At 44.9% G+C, this 23081-nt stretch carries 21 protein-coding genes and 1 pseudogene; 13 read left to right on the top strand and 9 right to left on the bottom strand.

Annotated elements, in window-relative coordinates; genetic code table 11:
- Nucleotides 1-6: 6 nt before the first annotated feature.
- Nucleotides 7-3408 carry a TonB-dependent receptor gene (locus DW033_RS05465; RefSeq protein WP_048927649.1) on the bottom strand — a complete coding sequence of 1134 codons (3402 nt, stop codon included), beginning with the start codon at nucleotides 3406-3408 and terminating at the stop codon, nucleotides 7-9.
- A gap of 81 nt (nucleotides 3409-3489) precedes the next feature.
- On the opposite strand from DW033_RS05465, the gene DW033_RS05470 reads away from it, so the two are divergent.
- Both DW033_RS05470 and DW033_RS05475 read left to right on the top strand, forming a co-directional pair.
- Nucleotides 3490-3747 (top strand): sigma-70 family RNA polymerase sigma factor, encoded by a 258-nt coding sequence (locus tag DW033_RS05470; protein ID WP_048927704.1) that lies wholly within the window; start codon nucleotides 3490-3492, stop codon nucleotides 3745-3747.
- Between the two features lie 82 nt (nucleotides 3748-3829).
- Complete coding sequence (locus DW033_RS05475; protein WP_048927650.1) at nucleotides 3830-4699, top strand: FecR family protein; 870 nt, start codon at nucleotides 3830-3832, stop codon at nucleotides 4697-4699.
- A gap of 116 nt (nucleotides 4700-4815) precedes the next feature.
- On the opposite strand, the gene DW033_RS05480 is transcribed toward DW033_RS05475, so the two are convergent.
- The 5 genes from DW033_RS05480 to DW033_RS05505 form a co-directional block, all read right to left on the bottom strand.
- Entirely contained in the window at nucleotides 4816-5106 is a 291-nt protein-coding gene (locus tag DW033_RS05480; protein ID WP_008778163.1) for an RNA polymerase sigma factor, read from the bottom strand.
- Between the two features lie 97 nt (nucleotides 5107-5203).
- Complete coding sequence (locus DW033_RS05485; protein ID WP_036612947.1) at nucleotides 5204-6058, bottom strand: sugar phosphate isomerase/epimerase; 855 nt, start codon at nucleotides 6056-6058, stop codon at nucleotides 5204-5206.
- 21 nt (nucleotides 6059-6079) lie between these two features.
- Entirely contained in the window at nucleotides 6080-7594 is a 1515-nt protein-coding gene (locus DW033_RS05490; RefSeq protein ID WP_005854795.1) for a Gfo/Idh/MocA family oxidoreductase, read from the bottom strand.
- Between the two features lie 29 nt (nucleotides 7595-7623).
- Complete coding sequence (locus DW033_RS05495; RefSeq protein ID WP_122382523.1) at nucleotides 7624-8892, bottom strand: DUF1080 domain-containing protein; 1269 nt, start codon at nucleotides 8890-8892, stop codon at nucleotides 7624-7626.
- Nucleotides 8893-9586: 694 nt separating this feature from the next.
- Nucleotides 9587-11098: a bifunctional ADP-dependent NAD(P)H-hydrate dehydratase/NAD(P)H-hydrate epimerase gene (locus tag DW033_RS05505; protein ID WP_005854801.1), complete on the bottom strand. Its 1512-nt coding sequence runs from the start codon at nucleotides 11096-11098 to the stop codon at nucleotides 9587-9589.
- A gap of 123 nt (nucleotides 11099-11221) precedes the next feature.
- On the opposite strand from DW033_RS05505, the gene hpt reads away from it, so the two are divergent.
- The 9 genes from hpt (at nucleotide 11222) to rny (ending at nucleotide 17768) form a co-directional block, all read left to right on the top strand.
- A complete protein-coding gene (hpt, locus tag DW033_RS05510) occupies nucleotides 11222-11758 on the top strand; it encodes a hypoxanthine phosphoribosyltransferase (RefSeq protein ID WP_010183721.1) in 537 nt (178 codons plus the stop codon).
- Nucleotides 11759-11794: 36 nt separating this feature from the next.
- Nucleotides 11795-12367, top strand: a complete 573-nt coding sequence (locus DW033_RS05515; RefSeq protein WP_005854805.1) for an adenylate kinase — start codon at nucleotides 11795-11797, stop codon at nucleotides 12365-12367.
- Nucleotides 12368-12382: 15 nt separating this feature from the next.
- Complete coding sequence (gene obgE, locus DW033_RS05520) at nucleotides 12383-13543, top strand: GTPase ObgE (protein WP_005854807.1); 1161 nt, start codon at nucleotides 12383-12385, stop codon at nucleotides 13541-13543.
- Complete coding sequence (gene pgeF, locus DW033_RS05525) at nucleotides 13515-14342, top strand: peptidoglycan editing factor PgeF (RefSeq protein WP_121773339.1); 828 nt, start codon at nucleotides 13515-13517, stop codon at nucleotides 14340-14342. Before obgE ends, pgeF begins: the two co-directional genes overlap by 29 nt.
- 27 nt (nucleotides 14343-14369) lie before the next feature.
- Nucleotides 14370-15059: a B3/4 domain-containing protein gene (locus tag DW033_RS05530; protein WP_005854811.1), complete on the top strand. Its 690-nt coding sequence runs from the start codon at nucleotides 14370-14372 to the stop codon at nucleotides 15057-15059.
- Between the two features lie 122 nt (nucleotides 15060-15181).
- Nucleotides 15182-15382 (top strand): winged helix-turn-helix domain-containing protein, encoded by a 201-nt coding sequence (locus tag DW033_RS05535; protein ID WP_005854813.1) that lies wholly within the window; start codon nucleotides 15182-15184, stop codon nucleotides 15380-15382.
- A 150-nt stretch (nucleotides 15383-15532) separates the two neighbouring features.
- Entirely contained in the window at nucleotides 15533-15826 is a 294-nt protein-coding gene (locus tag DW033_RS05540; RefSeq protein WP_005864886.1) for a hypothetical protein, read from the top strand.
- A 5-nt stretch (nucleotides 15827-15831) separates the two neighbouring features.
- The gene (locus DW033_RS05545; protein WP_005864888.1) at nucleotides 15832-16122 is read left to right on the top strand and encodes a cell division protein ZapA; all 291 of its coding nucleotides are present in this window, start codon (nucleotides 15832-15834) and stop codon (nucleotides 16120-16122) included.
- 107 nt (nucleotides 16123-16229) lie between these two features.
- Nucleotides 16230-17768, top strand: coding sequence for a ribonuclease Y (gene rny / locus DW033_RS05550; protein ID WP_005854819.1), 1539 nt, complete (start codon nucleotides 16230-16232; stop codon nucleotides 17766-17768).
- 63 nt (nucleotides 17769-17831) lie between these two features.
- On the opposite strand, the gene DW033_RS05555 is transcribed toward rny, so the two are convergent.
- The 3 genes and pseudogenes from DW033_RS05555 to DW033_RS05565 form a co-directional block, all read right to left on the bottom strand.
- On the bottom strand, nucleotides 17832-19700 hold the full coding sequence (locus DW033_RS05555; RefSeq protein WP_122382524.1) for an LTA synthase family protein: 1869 nt from the start codon (nucleotides 19698-19700) through the stop codon (nucleotides 17832-17834).
- A complete protein-coding gene (locus DW033_RS05560) occupies nucleotides 19697-21313 on the bottom strand; it encodes an ABC-F family ATP-binding cassette domain-containing protein (protein WP_057327811.1) in 1617 nt (538 codons plus the stop codon). Before DW033_RS05560 ends, DW033_RS05555 begins: the two co-directional genes overlap by 4 nt.
- A gap of 160 nt (nucleotides 21314-21473) precedes the next feature.
- Nucleotides 21474-21968 (bottom strand): annotated as a pseudogene (locus tag DW033_RS05565) (Bro-N domain-containing protein); the annotation flags it as partial.
- Between the two features lie 196 nt (nucleotides 21969-22164).
- Here DW033_RS05565 and DW033_RS05570 point away from each other — a divergent pair.
- Nucleotides 22165-22461 carry a nucleotidyltransferase family protein gene (locus tag DW033_RS05570; RefSeq protein WP_005854828.1) on the top strand — a complete coding sequence of 99 codons (297 nt, stop codon included), beginning with the start codon at nucleotides 22165-22167 and terminating at the stop codon, nucleotides 22459-22461.
- A 68-nt stretch (nucleotides 22462-22529) separates the two neighbouring features.
- The gene (locus DW033_RS05575; protein ID WP_121961877.1) at nucleotides 22530-22865 is read left to right on the top strand and encodes a succinoglycan biosynthesis protein exoh; all 336 of its coding nucleotides are present in this window, start codon (nucleotides 22530-22532) and stop codon (nucleotides 22863-22865) included.
- Nucleotides 22866-23081 lie beyond the last annotated feature (216 nt).

Raw genomic sequence — 23081 nt, forward strand, 5'->3', positions numbered from 1 at the left:
TTAAGATTATAATTTCAAACTAAGACCGAACATGAATGTACGCGGTTGCGGATAGAATCCCATATCACAGCCTTTGTAAAGAGGCGAGTTATTGATCTCTCCGATCTCAGGATCTAGTCCGGAATAACCGGTGATCGTGAATAAGTTCTGTGCGGCAACAAAGAAACGAAGGTTGTTGATCGTGATCTTCTTAGTCCATTCGGACGGAAGCGTATAACCGATTGTCAGGTTCTTCAAACGAACATAAGAACCGTTTTCCACATACCAATCGGACATTTCCAAGTTCATGCGGCTATCCGCATCGATTGCGAAGTTCTCGTTTGTACTACCTGGTCCGTTCCAGTAGGTTGTTAATATATCTTTCGGAGCATTGTACCAACCGGTACCTGAATAGATGTCATATTTCAATATGTTTAAGATGTCGTTGCCGACTGATCCTTGGAAGAAGGCGGAAATGTCGAATCCTTTCCATTCTGCGCCTAAGGTCAAACCAAAGGTGAAGTCTGGATGAGGATTTCCTGTCATCGTGCGGTCTTCGTCGTCTAGTTTACCATCTTTGTTTAAATCTTGGAACTTTAAGTCGCCCGGCTTTGCGTTTGGCATTACCATTTGACCGTTGTTCTTGTAGTTGTCGATCTCTTCTTGGGTCTGGAAGACACCATCGGTTTTATATCCGTAGAAATAACCGATCGGTTGTCCTGGCTCTGTCATCGTATAGGAGAAGTATCCTAGATGGATGCCTTTACCCGGAATATTCGCTCCACTGCCTAGGCTTTTTACCTTATTTTTATAGGTGGATACGTTTCCGTTGATATGATATTGGAAGTCGTTCCCGATCTTACCGTCGTATCCTAGCGTTACTTCAAAACCTTTATTGCTTACGCTACCGGCATTCATCCACGGCGTGTTGGGGAATCCTAGTGAACTGGGCACGGGTACTTGCACCAACATATCACTTGTCTGACGGTCAAAGTAGTCGAAGGTTGCTCTCAAGGAACCTTGGAAAAAGGCCAAATCCAATCCGAAGTCCAGTTGGCGAGTAGTCTCCCATTTCAGATCCGGATTACCCACCTGCGTACGTCCGGCATACAAGTTCGTCTGATACGGATTACCGAAGAGGTAGTAGCTACCATTTCCGAATGTATTCATATAGGCTCCGGAGGAGATAGTCTGGTTACCGATCTCACCCCAAGCTGCTCTTAACTTACCTTGTGACAGCCACTCAAGGTTATTCATGAAGCTCTCTTCCGAGAAATTCCAACCGGCGGATACGGAGGGGAAGCAACCCCAGCGATTACCATCCGCAAATTTAGAGGATCCATCCCAACGGATATTGGCTGTGATCATATAACGGTTGTCAAAGGAATAAAATACACGACCGAAATAAGAATTCAGCGTACTTGTGGCGTAGTAGCCTGATGCGGCGGGATTCATGGTACCGGCGTTGATGATCTGCTGGTTCGGGTTGTTGTTGACCTGTCCTTCTTTATAGGCGTAGATCTCTTCGTAGCGTTCTTTCTCCGCGGAGGTACCGACCATGGCTGTTACCGCATGTTTGTCGAATTTTTGATTGTAAGTTAGGTAATTGTCGAATACCCAGTAATCTTTATTCGCTACGCTCCGACTGGCGCCCGCATAAGTGGAGTACTCATCTCCATCCAGATAGTAAGAAGGACGGAAAGAGTCGCTTTGGTTACGGACTAAGTCAAGAGCGATACTGGATTTGAAGGTTAAGAAGGGTAACAACTTGACTTCGCCGGAGATATTACTTTTCGTGGCGATCCCGTGCCATTGATTTAATGCGGAGCGGTCTACCTGTCCAACCGTGTTCGGTTTGTTTGAGTAAATCACGCCTGTATAGCGAGACCAAGGATTGGTCGGCTCATAACCACCCATAATCCGGTTTTGCAAGAAATCTGGGATATCCACTAGGTTGTCGCGATATACCGGAGTGATTGGGTCTGCCGCAAGGGTACTGAACACGGTTGCTGTGTAAGAGTTATTCTCATCTAGGTTGCGCCTGGATTCGTACGTGACGTTCACATTTGCGGAGAGGTTCAACCACTTGGTTACCTCAGAGTCTACGTTCAATCGACCGGAGAGGCGTTCATAGTCGGAACCTTTCAAGATTCCTTGTTGATCCATATAGCCAAAGCTAGCACGGTATCTGAGTTTCTTCATACCTCCAGAGAAAGCTAGGTTGTAATTCTGACTGATAGCTTCCTTGGGTTTACGGGTACTCTCTTTCCACCAATCCGTACCGGATCGTCCTCCGTTTTTCCCTAGGAAAGTAAGGATCTGCTCTCGCTTCTCTGATGTGGCGAAATCATCGATCAAGGCTTTCCCGGATGCGGCGTAAGCCCGGTTCTTATATTCCATGAAACCTTCGGCGTCTAGCATGTCATACGTTTTCACTACATCTTGGAAACCAATGTTCATATCAAACTCGATGTTGCTTCGGTAACTCTCGCCGGAAGCTCCTCGCTTTGTGGACACTAGGATCACACCGTTGGCAGCACGGGCACCATAGATCGCTTGTGCGGAAGCGTCTTTCAATACCTCTATGCTCTCGATATCACGGGCATTTAACCAACCGATATCACCTTGAGGTAGACCATCTACTACATACAACGGATCATTATTATTGATAGTACCGACACCACGGATACGGACATTACCGAGTGAACCTGGGCTACCGGAACTAGATGTTATGGTTACACCGGCTGCTTTTCCTTGCAAGGCGTCGGCAGCGCTGCGAAGCGGTAGGTTCGAGATCTCATCTCCTTTTACTTGAGAAACAGCTCCGGTTAAATCTCTTTTCTTGAAGGAACCGTAACCAACAACTACTACCTCATCCAACTTTTGAGTGTCTTCCGCTAAAGTGACGTTGAGGTTACTTTTATTGCCTATGTTGATACTTTGTTGGAGATAGCCGATGTACGAGAATTCAACGGTAGCGTTGGAGGGAACATTCTCTAGAATGTAGTTTCCGTCCATATCGGTCATAGATCCGATTGTCGTACCTTTCACTACAACGTTTACTCCGATCAGAGGCTCCCCATCTTGTCCTACTACTTGTCCGGTTAGCCGTTTGCGATTTTGGTTGGTGGATGGCAACTCCGTATCTTTCATGGTCTTGTTGGTAAGTACTACGTGATTCTTGACGATCTTATACGTAATATCCGTACCTCTAAAGACATTGTTTAATACTTGTTCTATGGATTCTTCATGGATATTGACATCAACCCGTTTATTCAAATTGATTTGATTGTCATTATAAAAGAATTTATATTCACTTTGGTCTTCAATCGCCTTAAAAACTTCAGTGATAGTTCCTTTTGTGATATTTAAGGATATAATTTGTGCTGATGCCGCTACTGTGTACGGCTGGAAAAAGGTTAAGCACAAACCTAAAAATAATGATTTTTTCAGGGTTCTGTAATTAGTTCTACCGGAACCATTGACATTCCCCGATATGAAATATCAGAGATGGATAAACAAGAGGCTGTGGAAGATAATGATCCTTATTCGATACTTAGTATTTTTGAAATAGAACGAATCACGGAAAATACGATAGAGGAATTACCAGATCAATGTAAATCCATTTTTAAATTGAGTCGTATAAATGGACTCAAGAACCAAGAGATCGCAGATAAATTGGCTATCTCCGTCCGTACAGTGGAAACACAGATATATAGAGCCCTTAAGATTTTGAAAAGTAGATTGAAAGACTATCTGGTTTCTTGAAAAAATATAATACAAAAATCTATCAATCTTGTAAGTAGCACATCGTTTTGAAGTGTCATACATATAGAATCGAGAAAAAACAATGAAAGAATATATAAAAAATATAATTGCGGAAAGTCTCAAAGACGAAGTAGATGTTGATAGGGAGTGGGAGCGTTTGTTTTCATCCATAGAGAAAAAAACTATTTCCAAAATGAAAACAAGAGGGCTATTCCTTCAATACATGAAATATGCCGCTGCCGTGGTTTTGGGCATAGGTATTTCACTATCAACGTTGTATCTTACGAATCAAGAGAACTTATCGACAGTTGGAAATTATAAATTAGTAACGAGCAAAGGAGAGAAGAGCTATTTGCAATTACCGGATGGTACGAAGGTTTGGCTTAACTCTTGTACAACTCTAGAATATGCGGAGAACTACGGCCATTCCAATCGTAGCATTTATTTGGATGGAGAAGCTTATTTTGAAGTCGCAAAGAATAAAGACTTACCATTTGTTGTAAAGGCAAACGGTATCGATGTGAAAGCGATTGGTACGGCCTTTAATGTTTCCGCTTATATGGAAGACTCGCAACTAACCACAACCTTGTTCAATGGCAAGGTCGCCGTACAACCTACGTTGACTAAACAAGAGGTCTTACTTGAGCCTAACCAAGTGGCGGTTTATGATAAAAGTAGAAATAAGATAGAAGTAGTGCCTTACGATAAGAAACTATTCGCTCAATGGAGAGGAGGTTTCTTGTCTTTTGAAATGATGTATCTGCAAGATATAACAAAGTTGTTGGAAAGGAACTATAACGTTGTGTTTCGTTATGAAAATCAAGGGATAAAAAAATTAAGGTTTAGCGGAAGTTTCCGTAACAACGAAGATTTATCGGAGATTCTCAATGTGATAAAGACGAATACGGGCATTCGCTATCAAATACTGAAAGATACTATAGTAATCAAATAATAAATCATTGAATTATTAATCTTAAAAACAGTCTTGCTTATGAGAAATGGATGATTTTTAGTGTAATACGGATAAAAACGTAACATTGTTAGATCTTATTATTAATCTTAAATTTATTAATTATGGCTAATCAGATAGGGAGTTCCGGTAGAACGAAGGTAATTGAGGCATTCGTTCTGTATAGCCCTGTATAAATAAGCGTTTAAAGACGTGTGAATATCGATGTTCTCACGCTTTTCCCAGAAGCGGAGGAAGACGTTTTGTAAGATGTCTTTTGCGTCTTCCGGGTCGGGGATAAATTTTCGGCAATGTATATAAAGTTGGAGATAAACAGACTTGAACAGGGTATTAAAGGCGGCTATATCTCCTTGTTTGATCAATTCGATTATTTTGTTGTCAGATGCCATTTTATTCCCGTGTATTATTAGAAAGGTGGAGCGTATAGGCAAGGAGAACATTCCTTGGGCCTATACGCTTACTGCCTGTCAATTAATGCTAACCCTATTATAAGATTTCGTTTGCGGTTTTATTGAAATATTGGATACATTCTTTAATATCCGGTACTGAGTTTTCCCAGTTGTATTCATACTCGATAGAGAATACTCCCTTGAAATTCTGGGATTTGAGTTCTTTCAACATTCCCTTTACATCTAGGATGCCTGTGCCCCAGATCACGTCGTGCTGCTCATTCTCTCCTGCTTTTTTCGGGGCGATATCCTTGAAATGCAAAGAGATGATTCGACCTTTGAGTTGCTTTAAGCAATCAATCTGGTTTAGCCCCTCCCGACGCCAATGCCCCACATCTGAACAAGAACCTAGCAAGTGGCTGCGTCCGGAAATGGCTTTCAACAAGTTCTCCGGTTTCCAATACTCGGAAGGCTGCGGGTGATTATGGACGGAGATCTTAATGTTGTATTGCTTGGACAATTTTTCTACTAGGTCCCAATCGCTTAAAGCCGGTTCGCAAGTAATGAACTCTAGGTCCATCGCTTTCGCGAATTTGAACATCTTTTCCCAATCGGATGACTTTTCGGCTACATACACCCCGGTTCCTACGATCTTGATACCTTTGGATGCCGCAAGTTCCTTGATCTCTTTCTGAGTTTGCGCGTCGAGGTTAAAATCGAATACTTTATCCCCCCATTTACCGCCAAGCTTATGACCGGGATAAATCTCGATGTATTTCAATCCGAGTTCTTGCGTCTTATCGAGAGCTTCCGTCAAAGGGAACAGGTGGAAACTATAGGATTGCATCCCTAGACGCCATCCGTTCTTCTCGGCCTTCGTTTGCGCTTCGGTTGGAATAGCCAATAGGCAGCAAACGATCGCTATCATTATTTTATAGATATGTCTTATCATATTCGGTTGTTATTAAAAGGTTTATCTTGGCATATCCGGCAAAGAGAAACCGTTGTTATACGTATGCTTGATCCATTCGTTGGCCATCTCCGCAGCGTTAAACTCGGCGAAGCGACGGTCGAAACGCGGATCTCCGTCAATTACCTTGAAATCATCCACCGTGACGATCTTGATCTTATCGTTCGGGGAGATGTTCGTAAACCGCATATTCTCTCCATCCCATTGCAACTCACGATGCAAACCTTGCAGTCCGGAGAGGCGAACGGCCAAGACTCCCATCACGACCATCTCGTTGAACGGACCGGAGAACTGGAAGTTGGATGAGGCTTCCGTACGATTTTCCGGGGATTCCTTACATGCACGGATCCAGTCTTGCTCATGGGCGTTGGTAGACCATATGTCTCCATTGCCGCCTTTCACTCTCGGGATCGTCGGTTTGGGCTGGTTGAAATGTTCCATGTCGGAAACCGGTAATAAGGTCGGGTTCATTCCGTAACAGCCTGTCATGATCTTTCCTTTCGTTCCGATGAAGATGATACCGCCGTTCTCGTCGCCCATCATCTGCCCGTCTTTCAATTCTTCCGGACGGGGAGGCATCAAGCCACCATCGTACCAATAGACTTTTACTTCCGGCATCTTGACATTTCCTTTGGGCGGACGTGCGGGGAATGTATACGTTACGATCTGTGCGTGAGGAGGGGAGTACAGATTACTCAAAGTCGAGCTGCCGATTACGCTGGTCGGATATTTTAAGTCGAGTGCCCAATACAACGGGTCCATGATATGGCAAGCCATATCGCCCAAGGCCCCGGTTCCGAAGTCCCACCATCCACGCCAGTTCCAAGGGGTATAGACCGGATTATAAGGCCGCTTTTGAGCCGGGCCGATCCATAAATCCCAATCCAGTGTCTTCGGGCACTTCGGGGTATCGTTCGGCTTCATCAAGCCTTGGGGCCAGATGGGGCGGTCTGTCCAACAATGTACCTCATATACATCGCCGATTACGCCAGACTGTATCCACTCCGCGATCTGCCGGCACCAGTCGAATGAGTTACCTTGGTTACCCATTTGGGTGGCTACCTTATATTTCTTCGCCAGTTTGGTAAGCAAACGCGATTCGTAAACGGAGTGGGTAAGCGGTTTTTGCGTATAGCAATGCTTGCCTAGCGTGATTGCGTGGGCGGTCACGCCGGCATGTGTATGGTCCGGGGTGGCTACCATAATCGCGTCGATGGATTTACCCATCTCATCGAACATGACACGCCAGTCTTTAAAGCGTTTAGCCTTCGGATAGTCCTTGAAGGTCTTGTCCGCATAGTGCCAATCTACATCGCATAAAGCTACGATATTCTCCGTGTTCATGTTGGCGAGGTTACGACGTCCCATACCGCCGACACCGATACCCGCGATATTCAGTTTGTCACTAGGAGCTGTATAGCCAAAGGATTTACCGAGCACGGAACCCGGAACGATCGTTAGTCCGGCTGCCGCTACGGCTCCGGTCTTGAGGAAACTTCTTCTCGAAATGTTTTTCATAACTATTAAATTTTAAGAAAACGATAATTCTATAATGTTTGTAAATGAAGGTTGCGCCAAAGAACCTTGATGCCGCCACCATCATGTATTTGTAACGCGATGCGCCCTTGACCGGCTCCGATCTTTTCATCCCGGATGTTTACCATCTCCTCTCCGTTGAGCCAAGTCTGTACATTATCTCCTTGTACCCGGATACGCATCGTGTTCCACTCTCCTTGTTTTAGGATGTTCTCCTTCTCGTCCGGGATCTGTATCAACCATCCTCGTCCGTAGGATTCGTAGATACCGCCCGTGTCAAAGCCTTTGGGGGCGACTTCCACTTGCCAGCCGTTTACCTTTACATCTTTTTCTTCTACAAAGGAACGAATAAATATGCCAGAATTACCATCCGCTTCCTGTTTAAATTCCACGGTAAGGTCAAAATCGTCGTAATATTCCCGGGTGGCTAGATAGCCGTATTGTTTATCCGGGCCACTTTCGCATACTAATAAACCATCTTTTACATACCATAATTCTGTGCCGTATTTATCCCAGTTCGTAATGTCCTCGCCGTTGAATAAACGAGCCTCTCGTGTCTTGCGGGGAAGTTCCTTGATCTTGATATTACGGAACCATGCGGGATAACCGTGGTCTTGCAAACAAATCAAGCCTTTATGCGCTAATCCGTATTCAGGAGCGTTCGCCCATTTACCGCTGTTCTTACGGGAGAACCAATCATCAGACCATGCATCGAACTCTACGGTTTTGTGCCCGTTCATAAAGTAGGTGACATGTCCGTTGTCAAAAATAATCTTAGAGTTGTTCCATTCGCCGGCCGGATGTACTTTTATCGTGTTGAAGTCCGGTAAATACATCGCATAATCCACTCCGCAACGTTGCCAATCTTCCAATGGCTCCGCGAAATTGATATCATCAATCAATTGATACTCGGGGCCGGTAACGTAGGGAACCGGGAATTGAGGACGTTCTACCACATGATATAATAAACCGCTATTTCCTCCTTTCGAGATTTTCCAGTCCCACGAAAGCTCAAAATTCTCATAAGCCTTGTCGGTGACGATGTATCCGCTGGCATCGCTACCTTGCCCGTCCGCTTGGATGGTTCCGTTTACAACTTCCCAAGGTCCGGTCAAGGCGGTTCCGTTATAATCCCGCCAGCCATCCAAGGTTTCCCCATCGAATAGAAGTTCCCAACCTTCCGCTTTCTCTTGTTCGGTCAATGTGTTATGCTTCGTGTTATCACAGGCGATTAAACCGAAAGCAGCTGTCATTACGAACGATACGATTGTTATTTTCATGTACGTATAGCTTTATTGTTAATACAAATTTGTCGGTGTTTTATATATGAGACAACTCTGGGGCAAGGGATACGTAAGCTCTTTTTCCTTTTTTATTTATTTTAACGGAAGTGTATGGCAATCGGTCATTTATTAGTCGGCAAACGCAGTAGTACTGACTTTGCCAAGTAATATATACTAACATCGCCAACGCAGTATATCTGATTTGGATACACTAAATACATTATATGATGTAGCCAAATGTTGCTGTAATAGTTATGGTATCAACGACTGAAGCTTTTCTTTACAGAAAATACTACAATAAGCCAGTAATCGAATACTTTATTTAAAGTGTTGATAATCAATATTGTGAAAATATCATGATGTTTATGCTGAAACACGTACGTGTTTTCGAAAAAAGTCGTACATGTTTAAAAAAATTCATGTACGTGTTTTTCTATAAAATGATAGGGATACAACTATACATGTTTAAAAGTTACAATAACTCTACTTTACAGGGCTTTGTCATAAAAGATATCGCTGACAATTATCGAGTGAGTAAGAAAAGGTTGAAATGTGATAGCAAAAGGCGTTGGGGTACCATGAAAATTTACTACCACCATTCTATATGTACACTGTAAGTCCGTATAATATATGGAATAGCGGTAGTAATTGTAACAAACGAGAGTAAAAACGCCCGTTGTTTTTGCTGGATTTATTTGATTTGCTTAAACGCTTTTCCGAGCATATCCGTGATGTCGCTGGCGATCATGCTCTCTTCCGAGCGGAAAGCGGCGGCGAGATCACCGGCTGTGCCGTGCAAGAATACTCCGACTACAGCGGCAGTTTCCGGAGAATAGTCTTGCGCCAATAAGCTGAGGATGATACCCGTCAGCACGTCTCCGCTACCGGCGGTTGCCATGCCCGGATTTCCGCAACTATTGAAATAAATGTTTCCTGCCGGAGAACAAATAGCGGTATAAGCACCTTTCAATACGATACAAATCTTATGTTCGGCGGCGAAAGATTGCGCTTTCATCAAACGGTCGTATGAGTTCGTGCTTTCACCCGCTATCCGGTCGAACTCCTTCGGATGGGGAGTGAGGATGCTCCGTGGCGGGATCTTATTGAATAAGTCCTTGTTGGATGCCATTATATTAATAGCGTCCGCATCGATAACGACTGGTTTTGTGCTGGATTGCAGGATACGTTCGATCGCTGCTGCGGATTCTAAATGCTGTCCGAGTCCCGGTCCCATACCAACAGCGGAGTAACTACCTATCTCGGGAACCGTAGAGAAATAATCAGGATTTGCGTCTAGACTTAACATCGCTTCCGGGAAAGCGGTCTGGAAGATTGATTCGCCTCGGGTCGGGATATGCACGGTCAATAGTCCGGCTCCACTCCGTAAGCATGCCTTTGCGGATAATAGGGCGGCTCCCATTTTTCCTTTACTTCCGGCGATCAATAAAGCATGTCCGAACGTTCCCTTATGGGCGAAACGTTTGCGAGACTTTAACGAATAGGATATATCTTCTTCCGTAACCAATGAGTAAGGGGAAGCCGTCTCATAAATTGCGTCCGGATGGATTCCGATATCCAGTATTTTCCACTCGCCTACGTATTGCTCATTCTCCGGAAAAAGAAACGCCAGTTTCGGGAAGCCGAATGTCAAGGTTAAGCTGGCCTTGATGATCGCCTCCGAGTCATTCTTACGATTATCTTCCCCGAATAAGCCGGAAGGAATATCGATCGCTACGACTTCCGCCTCGGATTGGTTGATATAATTGACCATAGCGGCGAAACCTCCGGTGAGAGGACGGTTTAATCCCGAACCGAACAAGCCATCGATCACCACGTCTCGGTCGGTTAGCGTCGGCGGCTCAAAGTCACGGACCACTTCCGTAAATTCGATCCGTTCCATGTCGAGCAGACGCTGCTTGTTTTGCTCACACTCTACGGACAGATGCTCCGTCGGGTTGAATAAATACGTCTCTACCCGGTATGATTCCTCGTTCAAAAGGCGGGCGATGGCCAAAGCGTCGGCTCCGTTGTTGCCTTGACCGGCGAAAATCACGATGCGGACCTGCTTGGAGTAGCGCCGGCAAAACTCATGGACGAACGTCGTAGCGGCACGCTCCACTAAGTCGATCGAACTAATTGGCTCGTGTTGAATCGTATATTGGTCGAGCTCCTTTACCTTGTCTGTAGCGAATATCTTAATCATAATTCTAGATGTCTGGGGTTTTATTCTGCTTACAAATGTATAACAAACTTTGGTATGTTGCTACACTTTTTTGTGCATCGCCGAAAAAGTTGTACATTTGTCCCCTCGAAAACCGAAAGATTTATGGACAGAATTCGTCTAAAAGACAAAGAATTTGAACTGTTTATTCCGGAGTCGGATATTCAGGCGGCTATCGCTAAAATGGCCGTTCAGATTAAAGCGGATGTGGAAGGGAAAAATCCTCTATTCGTGGGTGTGCTAAACGGGGCTTTTATGTTTGTCGCCGAGCTGATGCGTGAGCTGGATGTTCCGTATGAGCTGACATTCGCTCGTTATTCCTCGTATCAAGGAACTTCCAGTACGGGCATATTGAATGAGATCATGCCGGTGCAGGCTGATATTCGCGGACGTATGGTGATCTTATTGGAGGATATTATCGATACGGGCTTTACGATGAGCTACGTGATGGAGAAGCTTCGGAGCGAGGGTGCCGCCGATGTAAGATTGGCAACGATGCTTTTCAAGCCGGAATCCTTGAAATGCGAGTTGACTCCGGATTATGTAGGCTTACAGATACCCGCTGATTTTATCGTGGGACATGGTTTGGATTATGATGAGTTGGGCCGCTCATATAAGGATATCTACAAGGTTGTGGAATAAAATAGTATACATTATATATAATAAAGGAACAATAGTATGTTGAACGTGGTTATTTTTGGTGCTCCCGGTTCAGGTAAGGGAACACAAAGTGAGTTGATTATTAAAGAATACGGTTTGGATCATATCTCTACTGGCGATGTATTGCGTGGCGAGATGAAGGCTGAGACTGAACTGGGCAAGATCGCTAAGGATTATATCGAGAAGGGACAATTGGTTCCGGACGAGTTGATCGTTGATATGTTGGCGAATGTATTGGATAGCAAGAAGCCGGCTAAGGGCGTAATCTTCGATGGTTTCCCTCGTACGATCCCTCAAGCGAAAGCCTTGAAGAAGATGTTGAACGAGCGTGGAACAGACGTTTCCGTTATGTTGAACCTTCAAGTAGAGGAAGAGGAGTTGATCAAGCGTTTATTGGAGCGCGGTAAAGTATCCGGACGTTCTGACGATAACTTGGAGACGATCAAATCCAGACTGGATGTTTACCATACTCAAACAGCTCCTTTGGCAGACTACTATGTAGGTGAAGGCAAGCACGTAGCCATCAAAGGGATGGGAACAATCGAGGAAATCTTCGGTCGTATCAAAGAGGCGGTTAATAACGTAAAATAATTGAAATAAACCAATATGGCTGAATCGAACTTTGTAGATTATGTCAAGATCTATTGCCGCTCAGGAAAGGGTGGAAGAGGATCTTCTCACTTCCGTCGTGAGAAATACATTCCGAAAGGAGGTCCCGACGGGGGCGATGGAGGGAGAGGAGGTCATGTGTATCTCCGTGGTAACCGGAATTACTGGACGCTCCTTCACTTGAAATATGAGCGTCATATCATGGCCACCAATGGTGAGAGTGGTAGCGCGAAGCGTAGCTCGGGTAAAGACGGGGAGGATCGAGTAATCGAGGTTCCTTGCGGTACGGTTGTTTACGATGCTGAGACCGGAGAGTTTATTTGCGACGTTACGGAAGACGGTCAGCAAGTGATGTTGCTGAAAGGCGGTCGTGGCGGTCTGGGGAATTTTAACTTCAAGACGGCTACCAATCAAGCGCCCCGTTATTCGCAACCGGGTGAGCCGGCATTGGAACGTACGGTGATTCTTCAGTTGAAATTGCTGGCCGATGTCGGTTTGGTAGGCTTCCCGAATGCGGGTAAATCTACCTTGCTTTCTGTCGTATCCGCCGCTAAACCGAAGATCGCTAATTATCCTTTTACTACGTTGGAGCCTAATTTAGGCATCGTGAGTTATCGCGATAACCGTTCGTTCGTAATGGCCGATATACCGGGTATTATCGAAGGAGCAAGCGAGGGAAAAGGTTTGGGACTTCGTTTCTTACGTCATATCGAACGTAATTCCTTGTTATTGTTCATGGTTCCCGCTGAGGCAGACGATATCAAGAAAGAATACGAGATCTTGCATAATGAGTTAGTGAAGTATAATCCGGAATTGCTGGATAAACGCCGTGTACTGGCCATCACCAAGAGCGATATGCTGGATGAGGAATTGATCGAGGCTTTGTCGCAAGACTTGCCGGAGGGAATTCCGTATGTCTTTATATCTTCTATCACGGGACTGGGTATTGTCGAGTTGAAAGACCTTTTATGGAAAGAGCTGAATAAGGAGAATTTCCATGAGGCAGAGCGAATTGTCCATAAGAATATAGATGTAAGCACGTTGGAATTTGAGGACGACGACGAATACATCTTCCCCGTGGATGAGGACGAGGATGACCCGGATGAGGAATACGAGGAATACTGGGACGATGATGAAGATGAAGATACAAGAAAATAAGCAAATAGAGGTGTCGCGGTTCTCCGGGTTAAGCGGATACCGCGACATTTCTCATTTTACGACAACACGTCATGGCGGCGTGAGTACGGGAACGTACGCTTCGATGAATCCGGGCGTTTATACCGAGGATGATCCGGGCTTCATCCGGAAGAACTTGGAACTTCTTTCGGATGCGGTCGGGATTTCCCTAGAGAATATGGTTATACCTCATCAGACCCATGAGGATCGAGTATTGGCGATCGACGCGTCTTTCCTTTCGCTGAATGATAAAGAGCGAAAGCTACGTTTGGAAGGCGTGGACGCTTTGGTGACGAATGTTCCGGATGTATGTGTAGCCGTATCTACGGCGGATTGTGTCCCTGTCTTGTTATATGCGCCGGATCGTAAAGTGGTAGCTGCCGTCCATGCGGGTTGGCGGGGTACGGTTTTACACATAGCTCGTAAGGCGGCAAGCTTGATGATCGAGGCATACGATTGCGATCCTACTCAATTGGTTGCCGGAATAGGTCCCTCTATCAGTCAAGCGGCATTTGAGGTGGGAGAGGAAGTCGTAAAAGCTTTTCAAATGGCGGGCTTCCCAATGGAGCGGATTCTTCGACGTAATGCGGAGACTCAAAAAGCGCATATCGATCTATGGGAAACCAACCGTTTACAATTGTTAGAGGCAGGATTGCTCTCCGAGCATATAGAGATCGCTGGCATCTGTACTTATATTCGGTATGAGGATTATTTCTCCGCTCGTCGCCTCGGTGTCAAAAGCGGCCGGATCCTTACCGGGATATGCTTGAAAAAATCTTAGTTATATTGGCTCAAACTTATAATAGACATGATTTCAATCACTCTTTCATCTGAGATATCGGAGGCTTGCCCCGATCTTCACGTGTTGGCTATCGCCTGCCAAGTAAAGAACACGGAGCCCGATGAACGACTTTGGGAAGAAATAACCCGTGTTGAGGAGGACATCCGTTCTACCTGTAAGATAGAGGATATTAATAAGTGGACTCCTATTTTCGCTACCCGTCAAGCTTATAAACGTCTGGGGAAAGACCCGAACCGGTATCGCCCTTCCGCCGAGGCGTTAAGACGGCGGATACTTCGCGGGCTTCCTTTATATAAGATAGATACCTTGGTGGATATCGTCAATCTGGTTTCTATCCGTAGCGGTTATTCTATCGGAGGATTTGACGCAGATAAGATTGTAGGCGGATTGGAACTAGGTGTCGGAAAAGAGGGGGAAATTTATCACGGTATCGGACGTGGTGAATTGAATATCGCCGGTCTTCCAGTCTACAGGGATGGAGTAGCGGGTGTCGGAACGCCTACCAGCGATGAGGAACGTACCAAGATTGAAATGTCGACCACTTCATTGTTAATGATTCTGAATGGTTATTCCGGTAAGGAGGGCTTATTGGAAGCGGGTGGTTACTCGGTTGACTTATTAAAAAGATATGTCTCAGCGGTAAACGTGGAAGCGGAACTGATATGCCGAGAAAACAGAGGAAAAATAACGTTATAACCGTGTTAATATTGTTTACAAAGCGAAAAATGTCCATCTTTTATGCTAAAAAACATCTATAATCTTTTGTTTTAATCATTTAATCTATAAATTTGTCCCCAGTAATCAAATGTTATCATAAAATGATTGAATTAATTGGTACAAACGCCGGCCTTGTATGGAACGTTTTAAATGAAGGCGGTAAAATGAGTTTTAAGGCAGTGAAGAAAGCCACGAAGATTAAAGCGGAAAAAGATATGTACGCCGCTTTTGGTTGGTTGGCGAAAGAAGGTAAATTAGCTTTCGAGGAGATTGAAGGTGAAATGTATGTTTCTTTAGTGTAAACAAGAGGAACGTTTACAAGAATTAGGGAGGGCTGTTCGATTTTTTTGGACGGCCTTTTTATTTGTCCATACGTTTTCTGTCAAAATAATTAAGTCTACAGTTGGTTAATTCAATTCAAAAACTTACTTTTGTGTAGAATTTGGTGTGAAATGACCGAAGATCATAAGAGATTGTTAGCTGTATTTGAGGTTAGAGTTCGTGATTTGATGGCGTTATGCGATCAGCAGAAACGTAGAATTGACGAACTTACAGCTGCTTTGAGCCTTAAAGACGAGGAGTTGCGGCAGGCGAAGGATATGATTGAAGGATTGAATGCCAAATGTGATAACATGCTGACGGCGCGAATTGTTTCTACGAATGAGGAAGAGATGAAGAACGCCCGGATGCGGTTATCAAAATTAGTGCGGGAAGTAGACAAGTGCATCGCACTTTTAAATGAATAGAAGCGATGGACGAAGAATTTCTTATAAATATAGTGATAGCCGGAAAGAAATATCCGCTTACGATCAAACGTCATGAGGAAGAGTTGGCACGTGCCGCCGCTGATCAGATCAACAGCAAGATTCTTCAATACAGGCAGCATTTTGCGGTCGAGGTGGATACGAAAGATTTGTTAGCCATGGTGGCTTTTCAACTCTCGATGCATAATCTGGAGTTGGAAAAACGGAATGATACAAATCCTTTTACGGATAAGATACAGGAGCTTACAACCGAGTTGGAAGGATATCTGAAGAAATAACATACATATTGTAAGAAGAGAGTTTCCGCACTGCTTTGCACGGTAAGACCGTGTGATGGTAGTGCTTTTTTTGTATATAAATAAATGAATCTTAAATTATTAGTTAAATGGTTGGAATGTATATAATCATACCGATAGTAACCTTCATCATTGGTGGGTTGCTTGCGTGGCTGGGCATGCGTTTCCTTCTGAAGTCGAAGTACGACTCCGTGCTTCAAGAGGCGGAGAAGGAGGCTGAGGTGATAAAGAAGAACAAGATGCTGGAAGTAAAGGAGAAGTTTCTTCATTTGAAAGCGGACTTGGAAAAACAGGTATCACAGCGTAACGCTAAGATCCAGTCTGTCGAGACTAAATTGAAACAAAGAGAACTGACGATGAATCAACGTCAGGAAGAGTTACAGCGTAGGAATAACGAGGTAGAGGCTGTAAAGGAGAATTTATCTTCTCAGTTGGAGTTGGTGGAGAAGAAGAAGCAAGATTTGGATAAACTTCATCAGAAGGAAGTGGAGCATTTGGAGGCTATCTCCGGGTTGTCCGCCGAGGAAGCCAAAGAGCGTTTGATCGAGTCCTTAAAGGATGAGGCAAAGACGCAAGCCGCTTCTTACATCAACGAGATCGTCGAGGAGGCGAAGATGACCGCTAATAAGGAGGCGAAGAAGATCGTGATCCAGTCTATCCAACGGGTAGCGACGGAGACGGCTATCGAGAACTCTATTACCGTGTTCCATATTGAATCGGACGAGATCAAAGGCCGTATCATCGGTCGTGAGGGACGTAATATCCGTGCTTTGGAAGCCGCTACCGGTATTGAGATCGTGGTGGATGATACGCCTGAGGCTATCGTTCTTTCCGGATTCGATCCGGTTCGCCGTGAGATCGCTCGTTTGGCCTTGCATCAATTGGTACAGGACGGACGTATCCATCCGGCTCGTATCGAGGAGGTGGTAACGAAGGTGAAGAAGCAAGTGGAAGACGAGGTCGTAGAGACTGGTAAGCGTACCGTGATCGATTTGGGTGTGCACGGTTTGCATCCGGAATTGATCCGTATGATCGGTAAGATGAAGTATCGTTCTTCTTATGGACAAAACTTGTTGCAACATGCTCGTGAGACGGCCAACCTTTGTGCCGTGATGGCTTCTGAGTTGGGCTTGAACCCGAAGAAAGCGAAACGTGCCGGATTGTTACATGATATTGGTAAAGTGCCCGATGATGAGCCGGAATTGCCGCACGCTATCTTGGGTATGAAGCTTTGCGAGAAATATAAGGAGAAACCGGATATTTGCAACGCCGTAGGCGCTCACCACGATGAGGTGGAGATGCAGACGCTGTTGGCTCCGATCGTACAGGTTTGCGACGCTATTTCAGGTGCTCGTCCGGGCGCACGTCGTGAGATCGTAGAGGCTTATATCAAGCGTTTGAATGATTTGGAACAATTGGCTTTATCGTATCCGGGTGTTGTCAAGACTTACGCTATCCAAGCGGGTAGAGAGTTGCGCGTAATCGTTGGCGCTGATAAGATTGACGATAAGGACACCGAGAACTTGTCCGCTGAGATCGCTAAGAAGATTCAGGATGAGATGACTTATCCGGGACAGGTTAAGATCACGGTGATCCGTGAGACTCGTGCGGTAAGCTACGCTAAGTAAGAATATATTTAATATAAATAAAAAAGGCCGGCTTGTGTAAGTCGGCCTTTTTTATATCTGTCGCTATCGATTTCCCAGATCGTCGTATAAAGTTTGTAATAGGACTTTTCCTTTCTCCAAGCGGGTCTCGTTTCCGCTTTCAGGTTCTTCTACTAAAATCTTGTTCCCTTCATTGTCGTATACGGAAACACCGGATTCGTCTATAAAGCCAAATCCATTATTGAATGTATAAAAGGCGTAATGCGGGACGCAAGGATTCAATATATCTTTGCTGAATGAGAACTCATCCGTGGGGAGACCCATCTGATTTAATAAGGTGGCTGCCAAATCGGTTTGGTTCGCATACGTATCGATCACTTTAGGTTCGGCGATCGCTCCGCCTAGCCATAGCATAGGTATGTGGAAACGTAAAGGTCCGTACTCCTGCATGTTTTCAGGGTAACGGTATCCGTGGTCGGAGACAAAGATGACTACCGTATTTTTCCATGCCGGCAGTTCCTTGAACGTATCAATGAAATTACCGATACAGCTATCCGTAAACGCGACGGAGTTTAGATAAGGATGCTCCAAATGGTGAAACGGGACCTCGAATGGCTCATGGCTACTTAATGTCAGGAATGTACTTAACCAAGGTTTGCCGTCGACTGGTCTTTGCTTGATATCCTCGTAAAGATGCGAGAACGTGATATCGTCGTTTGCTCCCCATTTACTCAGACGGCTGCTCAAGGGAAAATCACGGTCTGCCGTTATCTTGCTGTAGCCGGAACTATAGAAATAACTTTGCATATTCGTGAAATTGATATCACCTCCATAGAGCATATCCGCCGTATATCCTTCTTTGTTAAGACTCTTTGCGATAGATGGAAGGGTCTGGCTTTTCACCGGATACTTCATGATGGAGGTGGTGGGTTGGGCTAAATAGCCGTTCAATACGGAGACTAAGCCTCGGTCGGTACGGAACGAGTTGGCATATAGGTTCGTGAATAATACACCTTCTTTGCTCAGCCGATTCAAGTTCGGCGTAATTCCCGGCTCACCACCAACAGCCTCGATAGCATTTGCCGTGAAACTCTCCATGATGATAATGAGAATATTGGGACGAGTCGTTGTCAATAGCTTGACAGGCTCTGTAGGTATGGAATCTCCCGGGCATAAGGAGTCTTGGGCTTGAATGAGCGTATCGAATAAGGCTTTCCGCTTTTCCTCCGGGTAGAAATCGAATTGCGAGGCAAAATCCTGTTGCTTACTCAATGAGGCTATCAGACTGAAACACGGGTTGATCGCCGAATGATTCAAGAACTGGTTCTGGCTGAAATAAACCATGCCGACATTTGCCGTAGACGTAGTTACGCCTCCCCGGATCGGAATAAACAATATTCCCCCTGCTAAGAGGATGGCGAAAGTACTTCCCAATTGTTCCAATCCCGTAGGTGGAAAGCTAGGCTTTACTGGCGCGAACCGGAGGATGAAGGTGAACCAAGCATAGATACTTAGCGCATATGCCACGAATACCAATAATTGGATAAAGAACATTCCCAACGGAACACTCGCCATCGCATCGGCGGGCGATTGCAGGTAGAAGAATAAAGTAGCGTCCAACCTGAATCCCCAAAAGCTGTATAAAGCCACATCTACGGAGAAGATTGCCGATACCAGAATTCCCATGATCAAGAAGTACCCTTTCAATACCTTCTTCAACCAAGTGCCCGGAAGCCAAACTGATACTAGAGTCAATAGGAGAGGGATGGCGGTAAGGTATCCCGCTATCGTACAATCCAGCTTCAGCCCATGAAGCATAACCTGTAGGAAGTCCGTGAAGGTACAAGCCTCGGACAACGCATGCTGATAAAACATAAATACCGGTTTTTGAATAACAAAAACCGGTAGCCATGCGATAAAAACGATTAGTATGAATAATAATCTTTTTTTCATTTCGAATATAACTTTTCCCGTAACTCCGCGATAGCCGGATCTGTGATGTAATCATCATAATCCATCATCTTATCGATGATACCGTTAGGAGTCAGCTCGATGATACGGTTCGCTACGGTCTGTATGAACTCGTGGTCATGGCTGGAGAACAGGATATTGCCCTTGAATGTCTTCAACGTATTATTGAAGGCTTGGATGGATTCCAGATCCAAGTGGTTGGTCGGCGTGTCCAATATGATGCAGTTGGCGTCGGTGAGCATCATACGTGAGATCATACAACGCATCTTCTCACCTCCGGAAAGTACGCTTACCTTTTTCATGAGCTCCTCGCCCGAGAACAACATACGTCCGAGGAAGCCTTTCAAGAATACCTCGTTAGTATCCGGCGAGAACTGGCATAACCAATCGAGCAGGTTGATATCTGTATTGAAATATTTGGAGTTATCGAGAGGAAGATAAGAGGTCGTGATCGTCTGTCCCCATTGATACGTACCGGCATCCGCTTTCTCCTCACCGTTGATGATCTGGAACAAGGCGGTCATGGCACGAGGGTCGTGACTGATAAATACGATCTTGTCATCCTTCTCCACGAAGAAGTTCAAGTCCTTGAACAATACCTGTCCGTCGATACTCTTCGACAATCCTTTCACTTCAAGGATCTGGTTGCCCGGTTCGCGGTTAGGCGTGAACAAGATTCCCGGATAGCGGCGTGAGGACGGTTTGATCTCCTCGATATTCAGCTTCTCCAACATCTTCTTGCGACTGGTGGTCTGCTTGGACTTCGCTACGTTGGCGCTGAAACGGCGGATAAATTCTTCCAACTCTTTCTTCTTTTCCTCGGCTTTCTTATTCTGGTTCTGCTGTTGACGAAGCGCTAACTGGCTAGACTCGTACCAGAAGCTATAGTTTCCGGCGAATAATTGTAATTTACCAAAGTCGATATCCACGGTATGCGTACAAACGGAGTCGAGGAAGTGACGGTCGTGGCTAACAACCAATACGGTATGCTCGAAATTAGAGAGATAATTCTCCAACCAAGAAACCGTCTCAAGGTCCAAGTCGTTCGTCGGCTCATCCAATAATAGGTTATCGGGCTGTCCGAACAAGGCACGGGCCAATAAGACACGTACTTTCTGCTTACCGCTCAAGTCCTTCATATACATATAATGCAAATCCTCCTTGATGCCTAGTCCGCTCAATAGGTTGGCGGCGTCGCTCTCTGCGTTCCAGCCTTCCATCTCGGCGAATTTCTCTTCCAGTTCCGATACGCGGATACCGTCGGCGTCGCTGAAATCAGGTTTCTCGTAAAGGGCGTTTTTCTCGCTCATCACCTCCCATAAGGTCGTATGTCCCATCAATACGGTATCCATAACCGTATATTCATCGAACGCGAAGTGATCTTGGCTCAATACGGAAAGACGTTCGCCCGGTCCTAGGTTAACGCTACCTCTGGTAGGGTCTAATTGCTTGCTGATTACACGGAGAAACGTAGATTTTCCGGCCCCGTTAGCACCGATAATACCGTAGCAATTGCCCGGTGTAAACTTCATGTTCACATCCTGAAAAAGGATGCGTTTTCCAAACTGTACGTCCAGATTGTTAACTGTTATCATATTTCGTATACCTATTAAATTGCGATTGAGGATGCAAAGGTACGAAAAATATTGTTTATCTTATCATTGGATGTCATACATCCCGCTCGTTCTCTCCCTTTTTTAGGCTAATTATCTTTTGGGCGTTGAGCGGTGAGATAACGCTTTTCCCGGTTTTGGCTTCCAGTCCTCTTTTCTTCCATTCATCTGTTAGATCTTTCCGTATCTCTATGGATTTCAATCGTTGGTTGATCCAATTATCCGAATAGCCCAATCGTTTATAATCGGCCATGGCTTGCTCGATAGACAATTCCGGGTCTTGCATTTGATCCAAACGTTCCTTCGCTATTTGGGCGATCCATAACTTAAAAGGTTCTGCCTTTGGAGATGGTACTGATTGGATAAGGCGGAAGAGTTGCTCGGTATTGGCTACGTCGGTTAAATATTTCTTGCCATCAGCGGCCTGCATTTTCAGTTGACTACAATTTGTAGTCAACTCGCTACCTTCTCTTTTCAATCTGGTTTTTAATACACTCCAGTATTTTCGAGGGTTGGGGCTATCTGTTAAAATAGATATAACATCAACGATCGAGAAATACCATTCCTCTTGTTCGTCATCCCATATGGCGCGAACTTTTCTTTCTTCGAATAAGCGGATAGATTCTTTTTGTGTCATTTGTAGTTGCTTTGAGTAGTTATAGACAAAGGTAAATGAGAATTTAGTATATCCATAGTTTAATAGTTTGATTAAAAGTTTATTTATCGCAAAGTAAGTATATTAATCTCATTTAAGCAAACGATACGCGGTTTAAATGAGAAGGTACGAAAAATATTGCTTATCTTTGCATTATACATTAATATCCAATTGTGTAATGAATAAACAATCTGTCATATCTCTTCTTCGGAAAGCAAAGCAGCCTTTGTCGCAGAGTTGCGGTGTAAAGCAGTTGGGGCTTTTTGGCTCTACTGTTCGTGAGAGCAATACGGAAAGTAGTGATGTGGATATATTGATCGACTTTGAGGATGATAAAGAGACTTATTCCAATTTCCTTTTGGCTTGTGAGATATTAGAGAAGCTTTTTGACAGATTGAAAGTGGACATAGTCACCCTTAAAGGGTTAAGCCCTTTTATTGGCCAGCAGATATTAAAGGAGGTAGAATATGTGTAAGACCCCTATCGTTTATTTGCTGCATAGTAGGGCTTTATGCGATTTTGGCTGTGTGCGACCTCTGTTTTATGGGAGAACCATGGTGCCGATACCTGCATAACGTGGGGATTATCGTGGGGTGCGTGTGCTTTATCAGCCTCACGGCGACCTGTTTGGAGCGAGGGCTTTGTCGGGTAAGCGGTTTTCTGGCGGGGAGCAGCTTCTTTGTTTATGCTTATCATGGGATGCCGTTGGCGTTGGCTATCAAGGTGGTGGTTCGGTATCTCCCTCCGGGGTCTGAGTTAGAGGTGATAGGCTTGTATTTGGGATCTGCCTGTGTGGTGATAGGGATCGGACTCGCTTTGTATGGCGGGATGAGGCGGTGTGTCCCTTCCTTTTTATCGCTGATTACTGGTGGACGATAGTTCTCATCACTAAAATGGCTTGTCTGCGTAATTCGCTTATTCGTGGCTTTTTGCTTGGAATGGGCGCTTTTCGCTGACAAGCCATTCCTTTGAATAGGCTGAAATAGCGGGAATAGAGGGGAGAAAAGAGAGGATTTGGTTGTCTTTTCATGCTGCGGATAGGCATTGTAAGGTTGTTACGATCCAGTTGTAGGGTGTTTACGGCGGCGTTGTTAG

It is taken from the genome of Parabacteroides sp. AF39-10AC (genome assembly GCF_003635405.1).
In the GTDB taxonomy this organism is placed as follows: Bacteria; Bacteroidota; Bacteroidia; order Bacteroidales; family Tannerellaceae; genus Parabacteroides; species Parabacteroides distasonis.